We start from the raw sequence: 16,394 nt of genomic DNA on the forward strand, positions 1-16,394 counted from the left end.
GATGACGATAAGAGAGAGGCCGCTACCGGCCCTTACCCCCAACACCCCCTACCGCCCGATCTGCGCCGCCTTGTCGCGCAAGTCCGCCGCCGCCTGGCGCTTCCCCCGTCGCTCCAGCAGCGCCGCGTAAAACTCCATGATCGCCGCGTTCAGCGGCTGCAACCGATAGGCGCGGTCGACCAGCACCAGCGCGCGCGCATCGTCGCCCTTCGCCGCCCATGCGCGCGCGAGTTCGCGCAGCACCACGGCGTCGCGGTCGCCGATCCGGCGCCGTACGCGCTCGAAATGCGCGATTGCCGCGTCCCAATGACCAAGCTCCATCGCCAGATGGCCCGCGATCCGGTCGGCGGCGATGCTCGACGGCTGGCGGTCGCGCAGCGCCATGATCGCCGCGCCCGACCCCGCCGCGTCACCCGCGCGGTAGAGCGCGTTCGCGAGGCGCAAGGTCGTCCGCTCACCCGCATCCAGGTCGCGCGCGGCGCGATACGCCTCGACCGCCAGCGCATGGCGTCCGCCCGCCAGCGCCGCATCGCCGAGCAGAATATGCGCGTCGGCGACGCCCGGATTGGCGTCGCGCAGCCGGATCGCGCGTTCGATTGCACGCACCGCCTTGCCGCGCGCCATGTCCGCCGAGATCGCCGGTATCGCCTTGGCCGGATCGAGCGGAGCGGCGTCGGCGGCCATCGTCAGCAAGCCGTAATCGGCATCGACGGCAAAGGGCACCGCCTCGCCGCGCGCCAGGGTCGCGGCGCGCGCCTGATAGTCGGCCGATTCGATATCGCGCCCCTGTTCGGCCGCCGCGCGCGCCGCAAGCAGCAGCGACCAGCTGTCGGCATCGGGCCGCTCGACGAGCGGACGCAGCGCCACCAGCGCCGCCTCGGCATCGCCCCCCGCCCATTCGGCCGCTCCCAACAGGCGCGGCGCAGTGAAATTATGCGGCTGTTCGGTGAGCAGCCGCTCGGCCCAGCTCGCCGCGATCGCCTCACCGCCCAGTTCGAGTTCGATCACGGCGCTCAGCAGCATGAACCCCGGCTCGGCGTCGAGCGCGCCGCGCGTGCGTTGCAGCAGGCTGCGCGCGAGCGGATAATTCCCCGCGCGCGCCGCGAGCACCGCCTGCAGATAATATATCCGCGGCTCGCGCGGGACGAGCGGCGCCGCGCGGCGCAACGCCGTCAGCATGTCGCGATAGCGGCCAAGGTCGCCGAGCGTCGCCGCCTGGTCGATCAGCGCACTCGCATTATCGGGATCGGCGGCGAGCGCCCGGTCGTACCAGCCCAGCGCCGCGTCCAGCCCTTCGGCCCTCCGCACCAGATTGGCCTTGTATGCCAGCGCCGCGCTGTTCGCCGCGTCGAGTTCGATCGCATAGTCGACGGCGTCGCGCGCGCCGCGCATATCGGCATTGGCGTCGCGAAAGCGCGCGACATCGACCCACAGCGCGGAGCTGCGCGGCAACTCGTGCACCGCGCGGTCATAGGCGTCGCGCGCCGCCCCAAGATGGCCGTTCGCCAGGTGGACATCGCCCGCGACCCACGCGGCCTCGCCCATCATTTCGGGGGTCACCGGCCCGGCATCGAGCTCCGCGAGCGCGCGCCGCTCGTCGCCCTGCAACGCATAGGCGCGCGCGAGCAGCGGGCGCAGCGCCGCCTCATTCGCCCCCACCGCGAGCGCCCCCCTCACCGCCGCTTCGGCGCCAATGCCGTCGCCCAGCGCGATCGCGACGCGCGCGAGCGCCACCCGCTCGGCAATCGCCTGGGGATCCTCGGCGATCACCTGTTGCAAGGCAGCGCGCCGCGCCTCCAGTTCACCGCGCGGGGATTCAGCCGTGCCGCCGCACGCCGAGAGCAGCATCGCCAGCATTGCGACAAAGGCCAAACATCTCATTTATCGTCACCCTGAACTTGTTTCAGGGTCCATGGCCCGGCCTGTGCCAGAACGCAGCGCGGAACGAGAGCATCGGCCATGGATGCTGAAACAAGTTCAGCATGACGGCGGCGAAAAATGCTTCTGAGCCTCATTCAGCCGTGCATCCGATATTGCCTGAGCAGGTCGTAAAGCGTCGGGCGGCTGATCCCGAGCAGTTTCGCCGCATGCGAGATATTGCCTTCGCTCTGCGTCATCGCGCGGCGGATCGCGACGCGGTCGGCCGCCTCGCGCGCGCTGCGCAGGTTCAGCCACGCCTCATCGGCTTCCTCGGCGGCGCCGGCCATGTCGAGGTCGTCGCGCGTCACCAGCTTGCCGTCCGCCATGATGACCGCGCGCTTGATCCGGTTCTCCAGCTCGCGGACATTGCCCGGCCAGCGCCCCTCGTCGATCGCCTGCAGCGCGTCGGGCGCAAAGCCGCGCACGCCGGGGTTCATCTCGGGCGCATATTGGTGGAGAAAGTGCCGCGCGAGCAGGACAGCGTCGCCCGGCCGTTCGGCGAGCGACGGAATCCTCACCACCATCTCGGCGAGCCGGTAGTAAAGATCGTCGCGAAAGCTCTGCTGTGCGATCATCGCATCAAGATCGCGGTGCGTCGCGCAGACGATGCGGGTATCGACGGCAATCGCCTTGCGTCCGCCGATCCGCTCGATCGTCCGCTCCTGCAAAAAACGCAACAGCTTGACCTGCAAGGGCAATGGGATGTCACCGACTTCGTCGAGGAACAGCGTGCCGCCGTGCGCCAGCTCGATCTTGCCCTCCGTCGTCTTGACCGCGCCGGTGAAGGCGCCCTTTTCATGTCCGAACAGCTCGCTTTCGAGCAGATTCTCGGGGATTGCGGCGCAGTTGATCGCGACGAACGCGCCATCGCGCCGTCCGCTCGCCTCATGCAGCCCGCGCGCCAGCAATTCCTTGCCGGTCCCGCTCGCGCCGAGCAGCATCACACTGACGTCGAGGTTGGCGACGCGCTCGATCGTGCGCGCGACCTTCAGCATTTCGGGCGCTCCCGTAATCATCCCGCCGAGAACGCGATTATCGCTGGCGCCCTGCTCCGCCAGCCGCGCATTCTCCACCTCCAGATCGCGGACATGAAAGGCGCGCGCGACAATCAGCCCCAATGCGTCGATGTCGATCGGCTTTTGATAAAAATCCCAGGCCCCGCTGGCGATCGCGGTCAGCGCGCTCGCGCGCTCGCCATGTCCGGACACAACGATCACCTTGGTGTCGGGCTTCGCTTCCACGATGGTTTGCAGCGTGCGGAACCCCTCGCGCGTGCCGTCGGGGTCGGGCGGCAAGCCCAGATCGAGCGTGACGACATCGGGTTCCTCGGCGCGAAGCAGTTCGATCGCCGCGTCATGATCGCCCGCGACGAACACCTCATAATCGTCATAGGCCCATTTGAGCTGCGCCTGCAGCCCCGGATCGTCCTCGACAACCAGCAATTTGCGCTTGTCCGCCACCGCTTCGTTCATGTGCGTCCCGCTTTCATCATCCGCGCATCTATCGCCGCGCCGTCGTGGGCGTCGGCAAGCGGCATCCACAGCGTAAAACTGCTGCCCCTGCCGGGTTCGCTCACCACCTCGATGGCGCCGTTCATCGCCTCGGCCAACTGCAACGCCTCGAACGCCCCCAGCCCGAATCCATTGTCCTTCGTCGAAACAAAGGGCTTGAACAGTTCGTCGCGAATGAACTCGCGCGTCATGCCGCACCCCTGGTCGATCACGTCGATCCGCACGCGCTGCTGTTCGGCCACGGCGATGAGCTGGACCGGCGATTCGGGCGCCGAGGCGTCGATCGCATTGGCGACCAGATGCGCGACGACCTGCCGGATCGACCCGGCATCGGCCCACGCCGCCAGTCCCGCCTGACAGCCGACGAACAGTTCGCGGCGCGGCCGCGCTTCGGCGGCGACGTCCTTCAATATCGGCTCGATCAGCACGCGCCCCGGCTCGGCCGCGGATCCGCGTTCGCGCGGCGCGAGGCGGACGAGCAGGTCGGACAATCGCCCCGCCGAAATCTTCAGCGTCTGCGTCATGTCGGCGCGGAAGGCCGGATTGTCGGCGTGCCGCTCGGCATTGCGCGCGAGCAGCCCGATCTGGCTCGCCAGATTCTTGATGTCGTGCATGATGAAGGCAAAGCGGCGGTTGAACTCGTCGAAGCGCCGCGCTTCCGACAGCGCCTGCTGGCTCTGCGATTCGGCGATATAGCTTGCCGCCTGCTGCCCCGCGATGCGCAGCACGTCTAGGTCTTCCCAGTCGAGCGCGCGCGAAACCGTGGGGCGATGGAGCACGGCGATCGCGATCATCCGCTGGAAATGCAGCACGGGCACGACCACCCAGGCGCGGTTGTCGGCGAGCAGCCAGTCGGGGATCGCCAGATCCTGCCCCTCCTGTCCGCGCCGTTCGGCGTCGAGTTCGACGATATGCCCCGTTTCCTGAAGCATGAAGGACGAGCGCAGCGACAGCGTCGCATCCTCGGCCACGCTCCCCGGCCACTGCCACTGCTCGGCGATGCGAAAGCCGCCCCCGGCGCCGGGCATCATCAGCAGCGCGCCCGGGCTGCCCGTCAGTTCGGCCAGCGCCTTGGCGACGCGGCGATACAGGTTGCGGCCAGCCTCGCCATCCCCCTGCCCCAAGGTCGCGGTGAAGCGCATCCATTCGGCCCGATAATCATAGCGATGCTCGAAAAAATGCTTCGAGATCATCACCGACAGCCACGCACGCGACCGCGCCGAAGCGAGCATCAGCCCCGCCGCGCCAAGCAGTGCGACCAGCGAAATCGCCTGCGCCAGTTCGGCATAATCGCCCCCGGCCGCGCGCGCGATCGCGACCGTCAGCGCGATCAGGACCAGATAGGCGGCGGCGCCGAGCAGAACCAGCGTGCGCGTCGCCGCGGGCCGCGACAAGCGCATTCGCTCGCGCCCCACGTCCATCGCCGCGACGACATAGGTTGGAAGCGTCAGCAGCGCGACCGCCGGAAGCAGCGCGATCAGCGTCGACGCCTTTTTTCCCGTCAGCGCACCGATCAGCTGGACATTGAGCTGATAGGCCCAGAGCATCGCAAAGCCACCTGCCACGGCCATCACCGGCATCCTCAGCCCCGCTCCGTGACGTGCTCCGGCATCGACGATGACCAACCCGCCGGTCGCCACGACCATCGCCGCGAAGGTCAGCGTCGGCTCCATCCAGGGTTCGGCCGCTGCGCCGCCGCGCCAAAAGGCGGCCGCCCCCAGCAGCAGGGTCAGCACACAGATGGTCCAAAGCATCTTCTGGATCAGTCGCAGCGGTCGCGACATCGGTGCGTTCGGCGGCCAGAAGGTCGCGCCGAGCCAGGCGAGCATCCCAAGATCGCGCAGCATCTGCACCAGCAACGCCTGCGGCGCGCCGGGCGTAAAAGCCATCATTGCCGCCGCCCAGAGCGCGCCCGATCCGGCGGCCAGCGCGAGCAGGCGCGGCGCAGGCATCAGCGCCGCCATGCGCACGCGCGGCCGCAGGAAAAGCGACAGCGCGACGCAGGCAAAGCCCGCGAGCGCCAGGCCCGACAGCATCTGGGCAAGACCGTCCAGCGCCGCCACGGCTATCGCGCACCCTCGGGCCACAGCACGACGCGCACCGTCTGGAGCAGGATCAACAGGTCGAGGAAGGGCGAATAGTTTTTGGCGTAATAAAGGTCATATTCCAGCTTCACGCGCGCGTCGTCGACCGACGCGCCATAAGGATAGTTGATCTGCGCCCAGCCGGTCAGCCCCGGCTTCACCATGTGCCGCTCGGCATAATAGGGCAGCGCCTTTTCCAGCTCGGCGACGAAGCTCGGCCGTTCAGGGCGCGGCCCGACAAAGCTCATGTCGCCCTTCAGCACGCACCACAGCTGCGGCAGTTCGTCGATGCGCAGCTTGCGAATGACCCGCCCGACGCGCGTGATCCGGGGATCGTTCGCGCTCGCCCAGACCGCCTTGCCCTCGGCTTCGGCGTCCGTCCGCATCGACCGGATCTTCAGAATGTCATAGGGCTGGCCGAACAGCCCGACGCGCGGTTGGCGGTAAAGAACCGGCCCGCGGCTGTCGAGCTTCACCGCGATCGCAGCGACGATCATCAGCGGCAGGCCGATCACCAGCACGATCAGGCTCGCGGCAATGTCGAACAATCGCTTGCCGACCCTGGAGATCCGCTGCCCCGCCGAAAAACCGTCGGAAAAGATCAGCCCGCTGGGGTTGGTGGTGGCCAGGTCGACGCGCCCCGTCTCGCGCTCGATGAAACTGGCGATGTCGTTGACATGCACGCCCGTCGTCTTGACCCGCAGCAGGTCGGCGAGCGGCAGCGCCTTGCGCCGCTCCTCGAGCGCCAGGACGACTTCGCCGGCGCCGAGCGCCACGACATGATCGGCAAGGCTCGCAATCTCCTGCCGCGGCACCGCCTGCGGCACCGCCGTCTCGGTCGCGCTCATCGCGACAAAGCCAACGATGTCGAGCCCGCTTCCCGGCGCCTCGGCAAGCGCGGCGAGCCGCGCCGCGCGCGGCCCGGCGCCCAGCACCAGGATGCGGCGGCGAAAGGCGTCGGCGCCCGCCGACTGGGTGAGCGCGAGCCGGATCAGGAACAGCGCGCCAATGGCGATCCCCATCGCGTAAAGGCTGTTCGCGCGCCACAGCGTCGCGGTCGGCAACAGGAAGCCCAGCACCGCCAGAAAAATCACGCCGAGCGAGATGGCGGCAAGCAGGCGCGCGGTCGCAAAACGCATCGAGCGCAGCCCCTCGTTGCCGTACATCCCCGTCGCCATCATCGCCAGCGAATTGGCGACGGCAAAGGTCGCAAGCGGCAACGCGCGCTCGTCCAGCGGCCCGGCGTCGAACCCGGATTGCCAGGCATAAAGATGCCACGCCCCCTCGGCCGCACCGAGCAGCGCGCAAAACTCGATCAGTGCAAGCCAGACGACCGCATAGGGGACATAATGTTTGAACAGCCGGACCATGCCCGCGCGATACTAGAAGCGAGGCGTCAACTGTCGGTTAATTTTACACTTGCCGCGCAGGAAAATGCGGCAAGCCGGCGTGATTTTTCACATCTCCTGTTGTTAATGCGACTGACTCGCATTAGACGCCAGCGCGACTCGTCCGAACAATCAGGGGAAAATCAAAGTGAACACCGCGCGTATCGCCATGCTTGCCTGCACCGCGCTGGCCAGCGGCACCGCCTTCGCTGCCGACGCCGCTACCGCCGAAATCGAGGATCAGGACCAGATCGTCGTCACCGGCTATGCGGGGACCAAGACCGATACCGCGCTCGTCGAACTGCCGCAGCCGGTCAAGGTCATCACCGCCGATCAATATGAGGCGCAGGGGGCGATCAACATCAGCGACACGGTGAAATATGCCGCGGGCGTGCTCGCCAACCCCTATGGCCGCGATACGCGCGTCGACGGATTCAACGTCCGCGGCATCGACGCGCTGCAATTCCGCGACGGGATGCGCGACATCTTCTCCTTCTACGCCAGCATCACCTCCGACCCCTATAATTTCGATCGCGTCGAAATCGTGCGCGGCCCGGCGTCGGTGCTGTTCGGCCAGGGCTCGATCGGCGGCCTCGTCAACCTCGTGTCGAAAGCCCCCGGCTTCGAAACGCAGGGCGAAATCAACCTCGTCTATGGCAGCTACGACCGCAAGGAAGTGCTCGCCGACGTCAACCTCGCGCTGTCCGACGGCTTCGCGATCCGCGCCGTCGGCCGCGCGCGCGACGCCGACACCTATGTCGACCATGTACCCGACGACCGGGTGATGTTCGCCCCCTCTCTCCGCTGGCAGCCGACGGCAGACACCGACGTTGTCCTCACCGGCCTCTATCAGGAGGACGACACCGGCTCGACGTCGCAGTTCCTGCCGATCATCGGCACCTTCCGCCCCAACCCCGGCGCGCCGGGTCCGCTCGACCGCTACACCTTCGTCGGCAAACCCGGCTGGGATCGCTATGCCGGCCGCTCGCTGCAAGGCATGGCGAGCGTCACGCACGATTTTTCGGACGCAGTGCGGCTCAGCCTCAAGGCGCGCTATATCGACAGCGACCTTGAGTATTTCACCCATTATACGAACAGCTACTCAAACCCCACCGATCCCTTCGCCGCCGACCGGCGCACCATCGGCCTTTACGCCGACGCCAGCGATGCGCGGATGAACGTCTTTTCGACCGACAACAACCTCCAGTTCAATTTCAACACCGGCGCAAACATCGAGCACAAGCTGCTCGTCGGCGTCGATTACAGCTGGAACAGGGTCGGCAAACGCTACGCGGGCGGCCTCGAGACCATCGACCTTTACGACATCGACTATGACGCGCTGCTCACCTACGATCCCAGCGGGCCCTTTTTCGAGGAATCGCAGAAACAGCTCGGCGTCTATGTCCAGGATCAGATCCGCTTCTTCGACCGCGTGTCGGTCGTGCTCGGCGCGCGGCGCGACCGCGTGACCGGCTCGTCGGGGCAAAAGGACCATGCCACGACATTCCGCGCGGGCATCATCGGTGACATCGGCGCGGGCTTCTCGCCCTTCTTCAGCTATACTGAAAGCTTCCTGCCGATCGCGGGGTCGCTCAGCGACGTCGACGGCAACCTCGGCGATCCGTTCAAGCCGCAGACGGGGACGCAGTTCGAGGCGGGGGTCAAATGGCAACCCGGCCCCGGCACCCTCGTCACCGTCACCGGCTTCCGCGTCAAGGAACGCAACCGCGTCATCTACGGCGAGGGCCAGTCGATCACCCAGTCAGGCGAACTCACCACCAGGGGCATCGAGGTCGAGGCTAGCCACAGCCTGCCCGGCAATTTCGACCTGCTCGTCAACTATGGCTATAACAAGCTGAAGTCGGAGGTGAACACCGACCTCGACTATCTGCCGCGCCACATCGCCTCGATCTGGTCGACCAAGACCTTCGGCCTGACGGACGAAGCGCAGCTGCGCCTCGGCGCGGGCGTCGTCTACACCGGCAAGCGCCGCTCGACGGGCCCCGCCTGGTCGCTGGTCACCCCCAGCAATACCACCGTCGATGCGCTCGCCGAAGTCAGCTGGAACAACTGGCGTTTCGCGATCAATGCGACGAACCTGCTGGATAACAGATATTTCGCCTCCTGCCTCGCGCGGGGCGACTGTTTCATGGGCGCGCCGCGCAATGTGATGGCGACCGTCGGTTACCGCTTCCGATGAACGAGACCGCGCCTCTGGTCTGGATCGGCGCCGCGGGACTCGTCGCCGCGGTGTTGCAACTTCGCCGCGCATGGGGCTTGCCGCGCCGCTCGGCGGCGGCGAACGGCATCGGCTGGGCGCTGCTGCTTATCGGCGCGGCGCTCGCGCTTACCGGCAATGGCGCATGGGGGCTCGCGGTCGCGTCGCTCTTTGGCATGACGACCGCCGCGCTGCTCCTCGCCCACGCCGGCTGGACGTCGCCCAGGGGCAAAGGGCGCGCGTCGGACCGCAAGGCGCATATGCTCCCCGAACAGGGCGAACCGCGTGCGCTGGGCCGCCGCCTGCTCACCTTCCTCCTCACTATCCCGCTCGCCTTTGCTGCGGCGCTGCTCGCCGCGCTCGGCGTGCGCGCGCTCGCGGGGATGGCGGGGTGGAGCGACGCCGACGGCAATGCGACGGCGCTGCTGCTCCTGCCCCTACTCTGGGGCATCCTCGCCTTCTGGCTGCTCATGCTGCCGCGCCGGGGCGCGCAATGCGCCTTGCTCGCGGTCCCCGCCGCAGCCGGACTCGGCCTGATCCTCGTCGGAGGCGCCATATGACGCTCGCCATTTCCAAACATGCCGTCCAGCGCGCATTGTCGGGCCACGCCGCGATCGGCCTGCTCGCCTCGGCGCTGCTCTACCTCATCTGCCTCACCGGCACGGTCGTCGTCTTCTATCAGGAATGGCAGCGGATCGAGCAGCCGAACGCCCCCGAAATGGCGGCGATCGCCCCCGACGCCGTCCAGCGCGCCGTCGCAGCGGTGCTCGCGAGCGAAAAGGGCAAGTCCGCCACGACGCACCTCTATGTCCATATGCCGGTCGACGGCCTGCCGCGCACGACGATCACCACCGACCATCAGGCGGTGCATATCGACGCCGATGGCAGGATCGCCATGCCCGAGGAGAATGCCTGGTCGGAGTTTCTGCTCCACGCCCATTATGCGCTCAACATTCCAGGCCTCGTCGGCATGACGATCGTGGGCATCTTCGGCGTGATGATCCTCGCGCTGTCGCTGTCGGGCATCGTCGCGCATCCGCGCATCTTCCGCGACGCCTTTCGCCTGCGCGCGCGCGACAATCACGGCGTCGGCCTCGCCGACTGGCACAATCGGCTCAGCGTCTGGACCCTGCCCTTCTCGCTCGCGATCGCGCTCACCGGCTCGATGATCGGCCTCGGCGTCGTCGGCGCCTATGGCCTCGCCGCCGCCTTCTACAAGAATGACGTCGAAGCCGCCTACGCCCCGATCTTCGGCGAAGAACATGGCGCCGACGCCCGCCCCGCCCCGCTCGCCAATGTCGCCGCGCCGCTCGCCTGGCTCGCCAGGAACCACCCCGACGTGCGCCCGACCTACGTCATCCTCCACGATCCACAGACGCGCGGCCAGCATATCCAGCTCATCGCCGAACATCCGCGCCGCCTGATCTACGGCGAAACCTATGAATTCGGCGCCGACGGCACCTATCATGGCAAGGTCGGCCTGTCCGACGGCCATCTCGGGCAACAACTCGCCGCCTCGACCTACAACCTCCATTTCGGCAATTACGGCGGCCTGCCCGTCAAGCTCGCTTATATCCTTTTCGGTCTCGCGCTCACCGTCGTCGTCGCCACCGGCACCTCGATCTGGCTCGGCAAAAGGCAGCGGCGCGGTCATGACGAACCGCGCCTGCGCGCGGGGTGGGACGGCGTGATCTGGGGTGTCCCGCTCGCGCTGACGCTCACCTTCCTCGCGCGCATCCTGCTCGGCAATGGCGCGCCGCTGATCGCGATCTTCTGGACATTGGCGATCGCCATCCCGCTGCTGGCCATCGCATTCCCGGCACCGCGCCCGAAACGCCTGTTGCAATATCTCCTGTGCGGCGCGCTGGCGCTGGCGCTCTTCAGCTGGTTTCTGGTCTGAGCGACGGGATTGCGATTAATTGGCGATTATCCCCTGGACATCCGTAGAGGTTCCTCACTCCGTCATTGCGAGCGGGACAATCGCCAATCATTTCGGACGCGAAGGCGTGCCCTGACATATTGTTTACGGTCGCAGGGCCGCGACAAATCATTTCACGCAAAGGCGCAAAGACACGAAGAAGTCGCGCTTGCCGCGAAAGCGGCTTCATTCCAGCGTCCGCGCGGCAGGACCGACAATGAGGAAAGAGACTGCCTTGCACGCGGGACTTTTTGCGCCTTTGCGTGAAACAAGACACGCTTCCGTTCGAGGCTATCGCCACCGTTTCCCATCACGCCCGCCCTCTCCTCAATCGTCATCCCGGCAAAGGCCGGGATCTCACCCTGTCGCCACAATGCAGCGGCGGGATCCCGGCCTTCGCCGGAACGACTCTAATCCCCGGCAAAATCGAATGCTGACACCCCGCGTTCGCCGTCGCGGAACCGCAGCGGGCGGCCGCGCGGCGGCATCGAGCGTTGCACACACAGCGTGCGCGTGCAGCGGCGGCATCCCAGCCCGATCGGCGTTGCGCGCGATCGCATCAGGTCGATGCCGCGCGCCGCGATCAATGGCGCCGCGACCTTGGCGTCGACCCCGACGCACACCGCAAAGCGCGCGGGCGTTCCGCTCCCCGTTGCACCGGGCGCCGCAACGCTGCGGCTCTGCGTGAACCAGCGCGACCCATCCTCCAGCTCGACAAGGTCGGCAATCACTTCGCCCGGCCGAGCAAAGGCTTCGTGGATGCCCCACAGCGGGCAGCGGGCATCGCCGTCGGTCAGCGGCGACTGACTCGCCCCGGCGTAACGCTTGCTCCCCTGCCCCGCGCGGTCGATGCGCAGCATGAAAAAGGGCAGCCCGCGCGCACCGACGCGCTGGAGCGTCGTCAGCCGGTGCGCGACCTGTTCAAAGCCCGCGCCGAAGCGCCGCTGGAGCAGCAGCAGGTCGTACCCCGTCGCGTCGCACGCGCGCAGGAAGCGGCCATAGGGCATCATCAGCGCCGCGGCGAAATAATGGATCAGATGCCGCTCGAACAATCGCGCCGCAGCGCTCTCGGCGAACTCCGCGCCCGCGACCAGCGCGTCGATCTCGCCCTTCGCCTCGATCTGCGCCAGCGTCGCCGACGCCTGAAACGTCCGTGACGCGGGGCGCAGCAGCTCATTGAGCATCAGTTGCCGCGCGTGCCAGTCGAGCCAGCGGAGGCGATCGGGCATCACGTCGGCGGGCAAGATGCGGATGCCGAGCTGGTGGCGCGTGCGCAAACGCTCGGCAATCGTGCCATAGAGGTCGCCGCCCGCGAGCCGCAATTCATCGGCGAGCTCCTCGGCGCGCGCGTCGAGGTCGGGGAAATGATTGCGCCATTTCTCGATCGCGCGGCGCACCGCGGCCACTTCGGGTGCGTCGCCGTCACCTTCGGTCGCCGCTTCGGGCGCCGCGTCGAACAGCCGCGCGAAAGCGGCCGCGGTCGCCGGGGCGGTCTGGAGCCACTCCTCGACCTCCTCGGCGCCGATCCCCAGGTCGGCGAAGCGCGGGTCGGCCAGCCGCCGCCGCAGCCCTGCCGCGCCCCCCGGCACCTCGTCGCCGCCCAGCGTCGCGGCGTCGAACGCAAAGCGTTCGGCCAGCTTGACCAGCACCGTGGCGGAGAGCGGCCGCTGCCCATTCTCGATCAGATTGAGGTAGCTCGGCGAAATGTCCAGCGCGTCGGCCATGGCCGCCTGCGTCATCCCCGCCTCCCGCCGCACCCGCCGCACCGTCGGCCCCGCAAACACCCGCCGCTCGTTCATGTTTGTAACTTTCTTTACTAATTTACAGGATAGTTATCACCATACCGCGTATATTCACAATTATTATTGACAAATCTTTTCACTTTCCGCGGCAACTTCGCCAACATCCACCCATCATCTCCGCACAAGGACAAAGACGATGGGTTATCAGGAAGACATGGCGCAGGCCGGCCGCCTTATCCGCGATCATGACGGCACGTGGGACGGCATCAGCGGCGAAAGCGTCGCCCGCATGCGCGCCCAGAACAGGTTCAAGACCGGCCTCGACATCGCCCGCTACACCGCGCGCATCATGCGCGCCGACATGGCCGCCTATGACGCCGATCCCGCCAACTACACCCAGTCGCTCGGCTGCTGGCACGGCTTCATCGCGCAGCAGAAGATGATCGCGATCAAAAAGCATTTCGGCACCACCAAGGGCCGCTACATCTATCTGTCAGGCTGGATGATCGCCGCGCTGCGCAGCGAATTCGGCCCGCTGCCCGACCAGTCAATGCACGAAAAGACCAGCGTCCCGGCGCTGATCGAGGAAATCTACACCTTCCTGCGTCAGGCCGACGCCCGCGAACTCGGCATGCTCTTCCGCGACCTCGACGCCGCGCGCGCCGAGGGCGACGAACTCAAGGCCAAACAGGTTCAGGCGGCGATCGACAATCATGAAACCCACGTCGTTCCGATCATCGCCGACATCGACGCCGGCTTCGGCAATGCCGAAGCGACCTACCTGCTCGCCAGGAAGATGATCGAGGCCGGCGCCTGCGCGCTGCAGATCGAGAACCAGGTCTCGGACGAAAAGCAGTGCGGGCATCAGGACGGCAAGGTCACCGTGCCGCATGAAGATTTCCTTCAGAAGATCCGCGCGATTCGTTACGCCTTCATGGAACTGGGCGTCGAGGACGGCGTCATCGTTGCGCGCACCGATAGCCTTGGCGCCGGCCTGACCAAGCAGATCGCCTATTCGAAGGAACCGGGCGACCTCGGCGACCGCTACAACAGCTTCCTCGACTGCGAAGAGGTCGAGGGCGCGGGCAACCCCGGCGACGTGCTCATCAACCGCAATGGCAAGCTGATGCGCCCGAAGCGTCTGCCGTCGAACCTCTATCAGTTCCGTCCGGGAACCGGCGAGGACCGCTGCGTGCTCGATTGCATAACCTCGCTCCAGAACGGCGCCGACCTTATCTGGATCGAGACCGAAAAGCCGCACATCGAGCAGATCGCCGGCATGGTGGATCGCATCCGCGAAGTCGTGCCCAACGCAAAACTCGCCTACAATAATTCGCCGAGCTTCAACTGGACGCTCAATTTCCGCCAGCAGGTTTATGACAGCTGGGCGGAAGAGGGCCGCGACCTGTCGGCATATGACCGCGCCAAGCTGATGAGCGCCGAATATGACGACAGCGAGCTTTCCAGGGAGGCCGACAACCGCATCCGCAGTTTCCAACGCGATGCAGCCAGGCGGGCGGGCATCTTCCACCACCTCATCACGCTGCCGACCTATCACACAGCGGCGCTCAGCACCGACAATCTCGCCAGGGAATATTTCGGCGACGAAGCGATGCTCGGCTACGTCAAGGGCGTACAGCGCAAGGAAATCCGCGAGGGCATCGCCTGCGTGAAGCACCAGAATATGAGCGGAAGCGACATCGGCGACGATCACAAGGAGTATTTTGCCGGCGAAGCCGCCCTCAAGGCCGCGGGCAAGGACAATACGATGAATCAGTTCGCCGCCTGACCGAGCTCGGCGCGAGGGGTTCCGTTGCACCCCCTCGCGCCAACCCTCTCGGCGCGGGACGCCTTGCACAATCGTCCCGCGCCTTCCGAGCTTTCCTGGGGAGGAAAGCCTGTCCGCCGGAAGCCCCCAAGGCCTCCGGCGGACATTTTTATCGCGGCATACCGGCGTCCTCGTCGCGCGTCCTGATAAGCGACCAGATGACGCCACCCGCGATCAGCGCGACGGTCACGCCCAGGCTGACCAGCGGCGGGAACTTGTCGCTGCCGAGGATGAAATCGGCGACAAAGATTTTCGAACCGATGAACACAAGCACCAGCGCGAGCGCATATTTGAGATAGTGAAAGCGATGAACCATCGCCGAAAGCGCAAAGTACAGCGCGCGCAGGCCCAGGATCGCCATGATGTTCGAGGTGTAGACGATGAAGGTGTCGGTGGTGATCGCAAAGATGGCCGGCACGCTGTCGACCGCGAACACAAGGTCGGCGAGGTTGATGACGACGAGTGCCAGGAACAACGGCGTCGCCGCAAGCACCAGTTTGCCCGTCTTGCCGTCGGGTAGGCGAACGAAAAAACGCTCGCCGTGGAGCTGGCTGGTGATCGGGATGTGGCGCGACAACCATTTGACGACGGGATTACCCGCAACGTCCATCGGCTTTTCGCCTACGAAGAGCATCTTGACGCCCGTGAAGATCAGGAAGGCGGCAAAGACATAGAGCAGCCAGCCATATTCGCTGACCAGCGCTGCGCCGCCCGCGATCATGATGCCGCGCAGCACGATGACCGCGACGATACCCCAGAGCAGCGCGCGATACTGATATCGCGGCGGGATCGCAAAGGTCGTGAAAATAAGCGAAATGACGAAGATATTGTCGATCGACAACGCCTTCTCGATAAAGAAGCCCGTGTAGTATTGCAGGCCGGCCTCGCCGCCCTTCGCGCTCCACACCCACGCACCGAATGCGAGCGCGATGCCGATGTAGAACGCCGAGAGCTTCAAACTCTCGCCGATCCCCATTTCCTTGTTTTCCCTGTTGAGAATACCAAGGTCGAACGCGGTTAGCGCGACGACGATCGCGATAAAGGCCAGCCAGAACCAGGCCGGCGTGCCAAGCCAGTCGGCAAACAGAAACTCCATGATGGCTTTTCCCTGAACAGGCCGCGCGCGCGGCTTTTGGCCCGCACGCGCAGCTTTCGGTTATCGGACGATTTAGCGGACGAACGCAGGGCGGGACACGAGTGCGGTGAGCCGCCGTTTGACAGCAAACTTCAGCGCCTTGAGCCGCAAGAGCCGGAACGGATCAGCGCCGTGGCGCCGCGCCTCGCGGCGCTCGGCTTCGTCAAGCCGACGGTGAAGCTGGGACAAACGGTAGAAATGGCAACGAAAACGCATCGAAAAGGGCCTCCTGATTGATAAATCAAGCAGGTGACGCCGACGCCGAGCCCCGAACAGGGGGGAGATAGGGCCGCAAGCATCGGTGTCACCCGATGCGGTCCGACATCACGTAGCGGGACATTTCCCGCCGACGCCAGAGGGGCCCGGCCCGCACGCCTGTCATTTAGGGGGCGGCCGTGCGGCTTGCAAGTCCCCTGCCCCGCGCCCGCTGCAGACGAGTTGGAGGGCGCCCCATGAGCCAGTGCGGCCAACGGGATTTCGACTCAGAGCGGCGCTCGCCCACGAAGCCCGCGCCGGAGCCACGCCGTAGCACGAAGGCTCCGAACGCTGCGGAAGTTTTGCCGCGCGAAACCGGCAAGACGGTTAAGGAGTGGGGAGCGGGCATGGACTCTATTTCGGAAACCCCGAATAGGCCGCATCCCCGAGCGAAG

General features: G+C 66.2%; 10 protein-coding genes. 4 read left to right on the forward strand and 6 right to left on the reverse strand.

Annotation, left to right across the window (positions count from 1 at the left end):
• Window positions 1-48 precede the first annotated feature (48 nt).
• From SPYCA_RS06635 to SPYCA_RS06650, 4 genes are all read right to left on the reverse strand, one after another.
• Window positions 49-1,872 (reverse strand): tetratricopeptide repeat protein, encoded by a 1,824-nt coding sequence (locus SPYCA_RS06635; protein ID WP_232003560.1) that lies wholly within the window; start codon window positions 1,870-1,872, stop codon window positions 49-51.
• A gap of 143 nt (window positions 1,873-2,015) precedes the next feature.
• The gene (gene prsR, locus SPYCA_RS06640; RefSeq protein WP_172594990.1) at window positions 2,016-3,392 is read right to left on the reverse strand and encodes a PEP-CTERM-box response regulator transcription factor; all 1,377 of its coding nucleotides are present in this window, start codon (window positions 3,390-3,392) and stop codon (window positions 2,016-2,018) included.
• The gene (prsK, locus tag SPYCA_RS06645; RefSeq protein WP_120219488.1) at window positions 3,389-5,494 is read right to left on the reverse strand and encodes an XrtA/PEP-CTERM system histidine kinase PrsK; all 2,106 of its coding nucleotides are present in this window, start codon (window positions 5,492-5,494) and stop codon (window positions 3,389-3,391) included. Before prsK ends, prsR begins: the two co-directional genes overlap by 4 nt.
• Window positions 5,495-5,496: 2 nt before the next feature.
• The gene (locus SPYCA_RS06650; protein ID WP_120219489.1) at window positions 5,497-6,885 is read right to left on the reverse strand and encodes a TIGR03013 family XrtA/PEP-CTERM system glycosyltransferase; all 1,389 of its coding nucleotides are present in this window, start codon (window positions 6,883-6,885) and stop codon (window positions 5,497-5,499) included.
• A 187-nt stretch (window positions 6,886-7,072) separates the two neighbouring features.
• Between SPYCA_RS06650 and SPYCA_RS06655 the strand changes: the two genes are divergently transcribed.
• Genes SPYCA_RS06655 through SPYCA_RS06665 form a run of 3 tightly spaced genes read left to right on the forward strand, consistent with a single transcriptional unit; the run spans window position 7,073 to window position 11,021 of the window.
• Window positions 7,073-9,103 carry a TonB-dependent siderophore receptor gene (locus tag SPYCA_RS06655; protein WP_120222190.1) on the forward strand — a complete coding sequence of 677 codons (2,031 nt, stop codon included), beginning with the start codon at window positions 7,073-7,075 and terminating at the stop codon, window positions 9,101-9,103.
• A complete protein-coding gene (locus tag SPYCA_RS06660) occupies window positions 9,100-9,681 on the forward strand; it encodes a hypothetical protein (RefSeq protein WP_120219490.1) in 582 nt (193 codons plus the stop codon). The genes SPYCA_RS06655 and SPYCA_RS06660 overlap by 4 nt, the downstream gene beginning before the upstream one ends.
• The gene (locus SPYCA_RS06665; RefSeq protein ID WP_120219491.1) at window positions 9,678-11,021 is read left to right on the forward strand and encodes a PepSY-associated TM helix domain-containing protein; all 1,344 of its coding nucleotides are present in this window, start codon (window positions 9,678-9,680) and stop codon (window positions 11,019-11,021) included. The genes SPYCA_RS06660 and SPYCA_RS06665 overlap by 4 nt, the downstream gene beginning before the upstream one ends.
• Before the next feature lie 428 nt (window positions 11,022-11,449).
• On the opposite strand, the gene SPYCA_RS06670 is transcribed toward SPYCA_RS06665, so the two are convergent.
• Window positions 11,450-12,838: a helix-turn-helix domain-containing protein gene (locus SPYCA_RS06670; RefSeq protein WP_120219492.1), complete on the reverse strand. Its 1,389-nt coding sequence runs from the start codon at window positions 12,836-12,838 to the stop codon at window positions 11,450-11,452.
• Window positions 12,839-12,977: 139 nt separating this feature from the next.
• Between SPYCA_RS06670 and SPYCA_RS06675 the strand changes: the two genes are divergently transcribed.
• Complete coding sequence (locus SPYCA_RS06675) at window positions 12,978-14,570, forward strand: isocitrate lyase (RefSeq protein ID WP_120219493.1); 1,593 nt, start codon at window positions 12,978-12,980, stop codon at window positions 14,568-14,570.
• 148 nt (window positions 14,571-14,718) lie between these two features.
• On the opposite strand, the gene SPYCA_RS06680 is transcribed toward SPYCA_RS06675, so the two are convergent.
• Complete coding sequence (locus tag SPYCA_RS06680) at window positions 14,719-15,705, reverse strand: TerC family protein (protein ID WP_120219494.1); 987 nt, start codon at window positions 15,703-15,705, stop codon at window positions 14,719-14,721.
• Window positions 15,706-16,394: the final 689 nt, after the last annotated feature.

This window comes from Sphingopyxis sp. FD7, from assembly GCF_003609835.1.
GTDB lineage: Bacteria > Pseudomonadota > Alphaproteobacteria > Sphingomonadales > Sphingomonadaceae > Sphingopyxis.

What these genes read in the sequence shown, in the direction of transcription:
- SPYCA_RS06650 (WP_120219489.1), bottom strand. Translation starts at nt 6,885, where the DNA reads ATGGTCCGGCTGTTCAAACATTATGTCCCCTATGCGGTCGTCTGGCTT.
- SPYCA_RS06670 (WP_120219492.1), bottom strand. Translation starts at nt 12,838, where the DNA reads ATGAACGAGCGGCGGGTGTTTGCGGGGCCGACGGTGCGGCGGGTGCGG.
- SPYCA_RS06660 (WP_120219490.1), top strand. Translation starts at nt 9,100, where the DNA reads ATGAACGAGACCGCGCCTCTGGTCTGGATCGGCGCCGCGGGACTCGTC.
- SPYCA_RS06665 (WP_120219491.1), top strand. Translation starts at nt 9,678, where the DNA reads ATGACGCTCGCCATTTCCAAACATGCCGTCCAGCGCGCATTGTCGGGC.
- SPYCA_RS06680 (WP_120219494.1), bottom strand. Translation starts at nt 15,705, where the DNA reads ATGGAGTTTCTGTTTGCCGACTGGCTTGGCACGCCGGCCTGGTTCTGG.
- SPYCA_RS06655 (WP_120222190.1), top strand. Translation starts at nt 7,073, where the DNA reads ATGCTTGCCTGCACCGCGCTGGCCAGCGGCACCGCCTTCGCTGCCGAC.
- SPYCA_RS06675 (WP_120219493.1), top strand. Translation starts at nt 12,978, where the DNA reads ATGGGTTATCAGGAAGACATGGCGCAGGCCGGCCGCCTTATCCGCGAT.
- prsR (WP_172594990.1), bottom strand. Translation starts at nt 3,392, where the DNA reads ATGAACGAAGCGGTGGCGGACAAGCGCAAATTGCTGGTTGTCGAGGAC.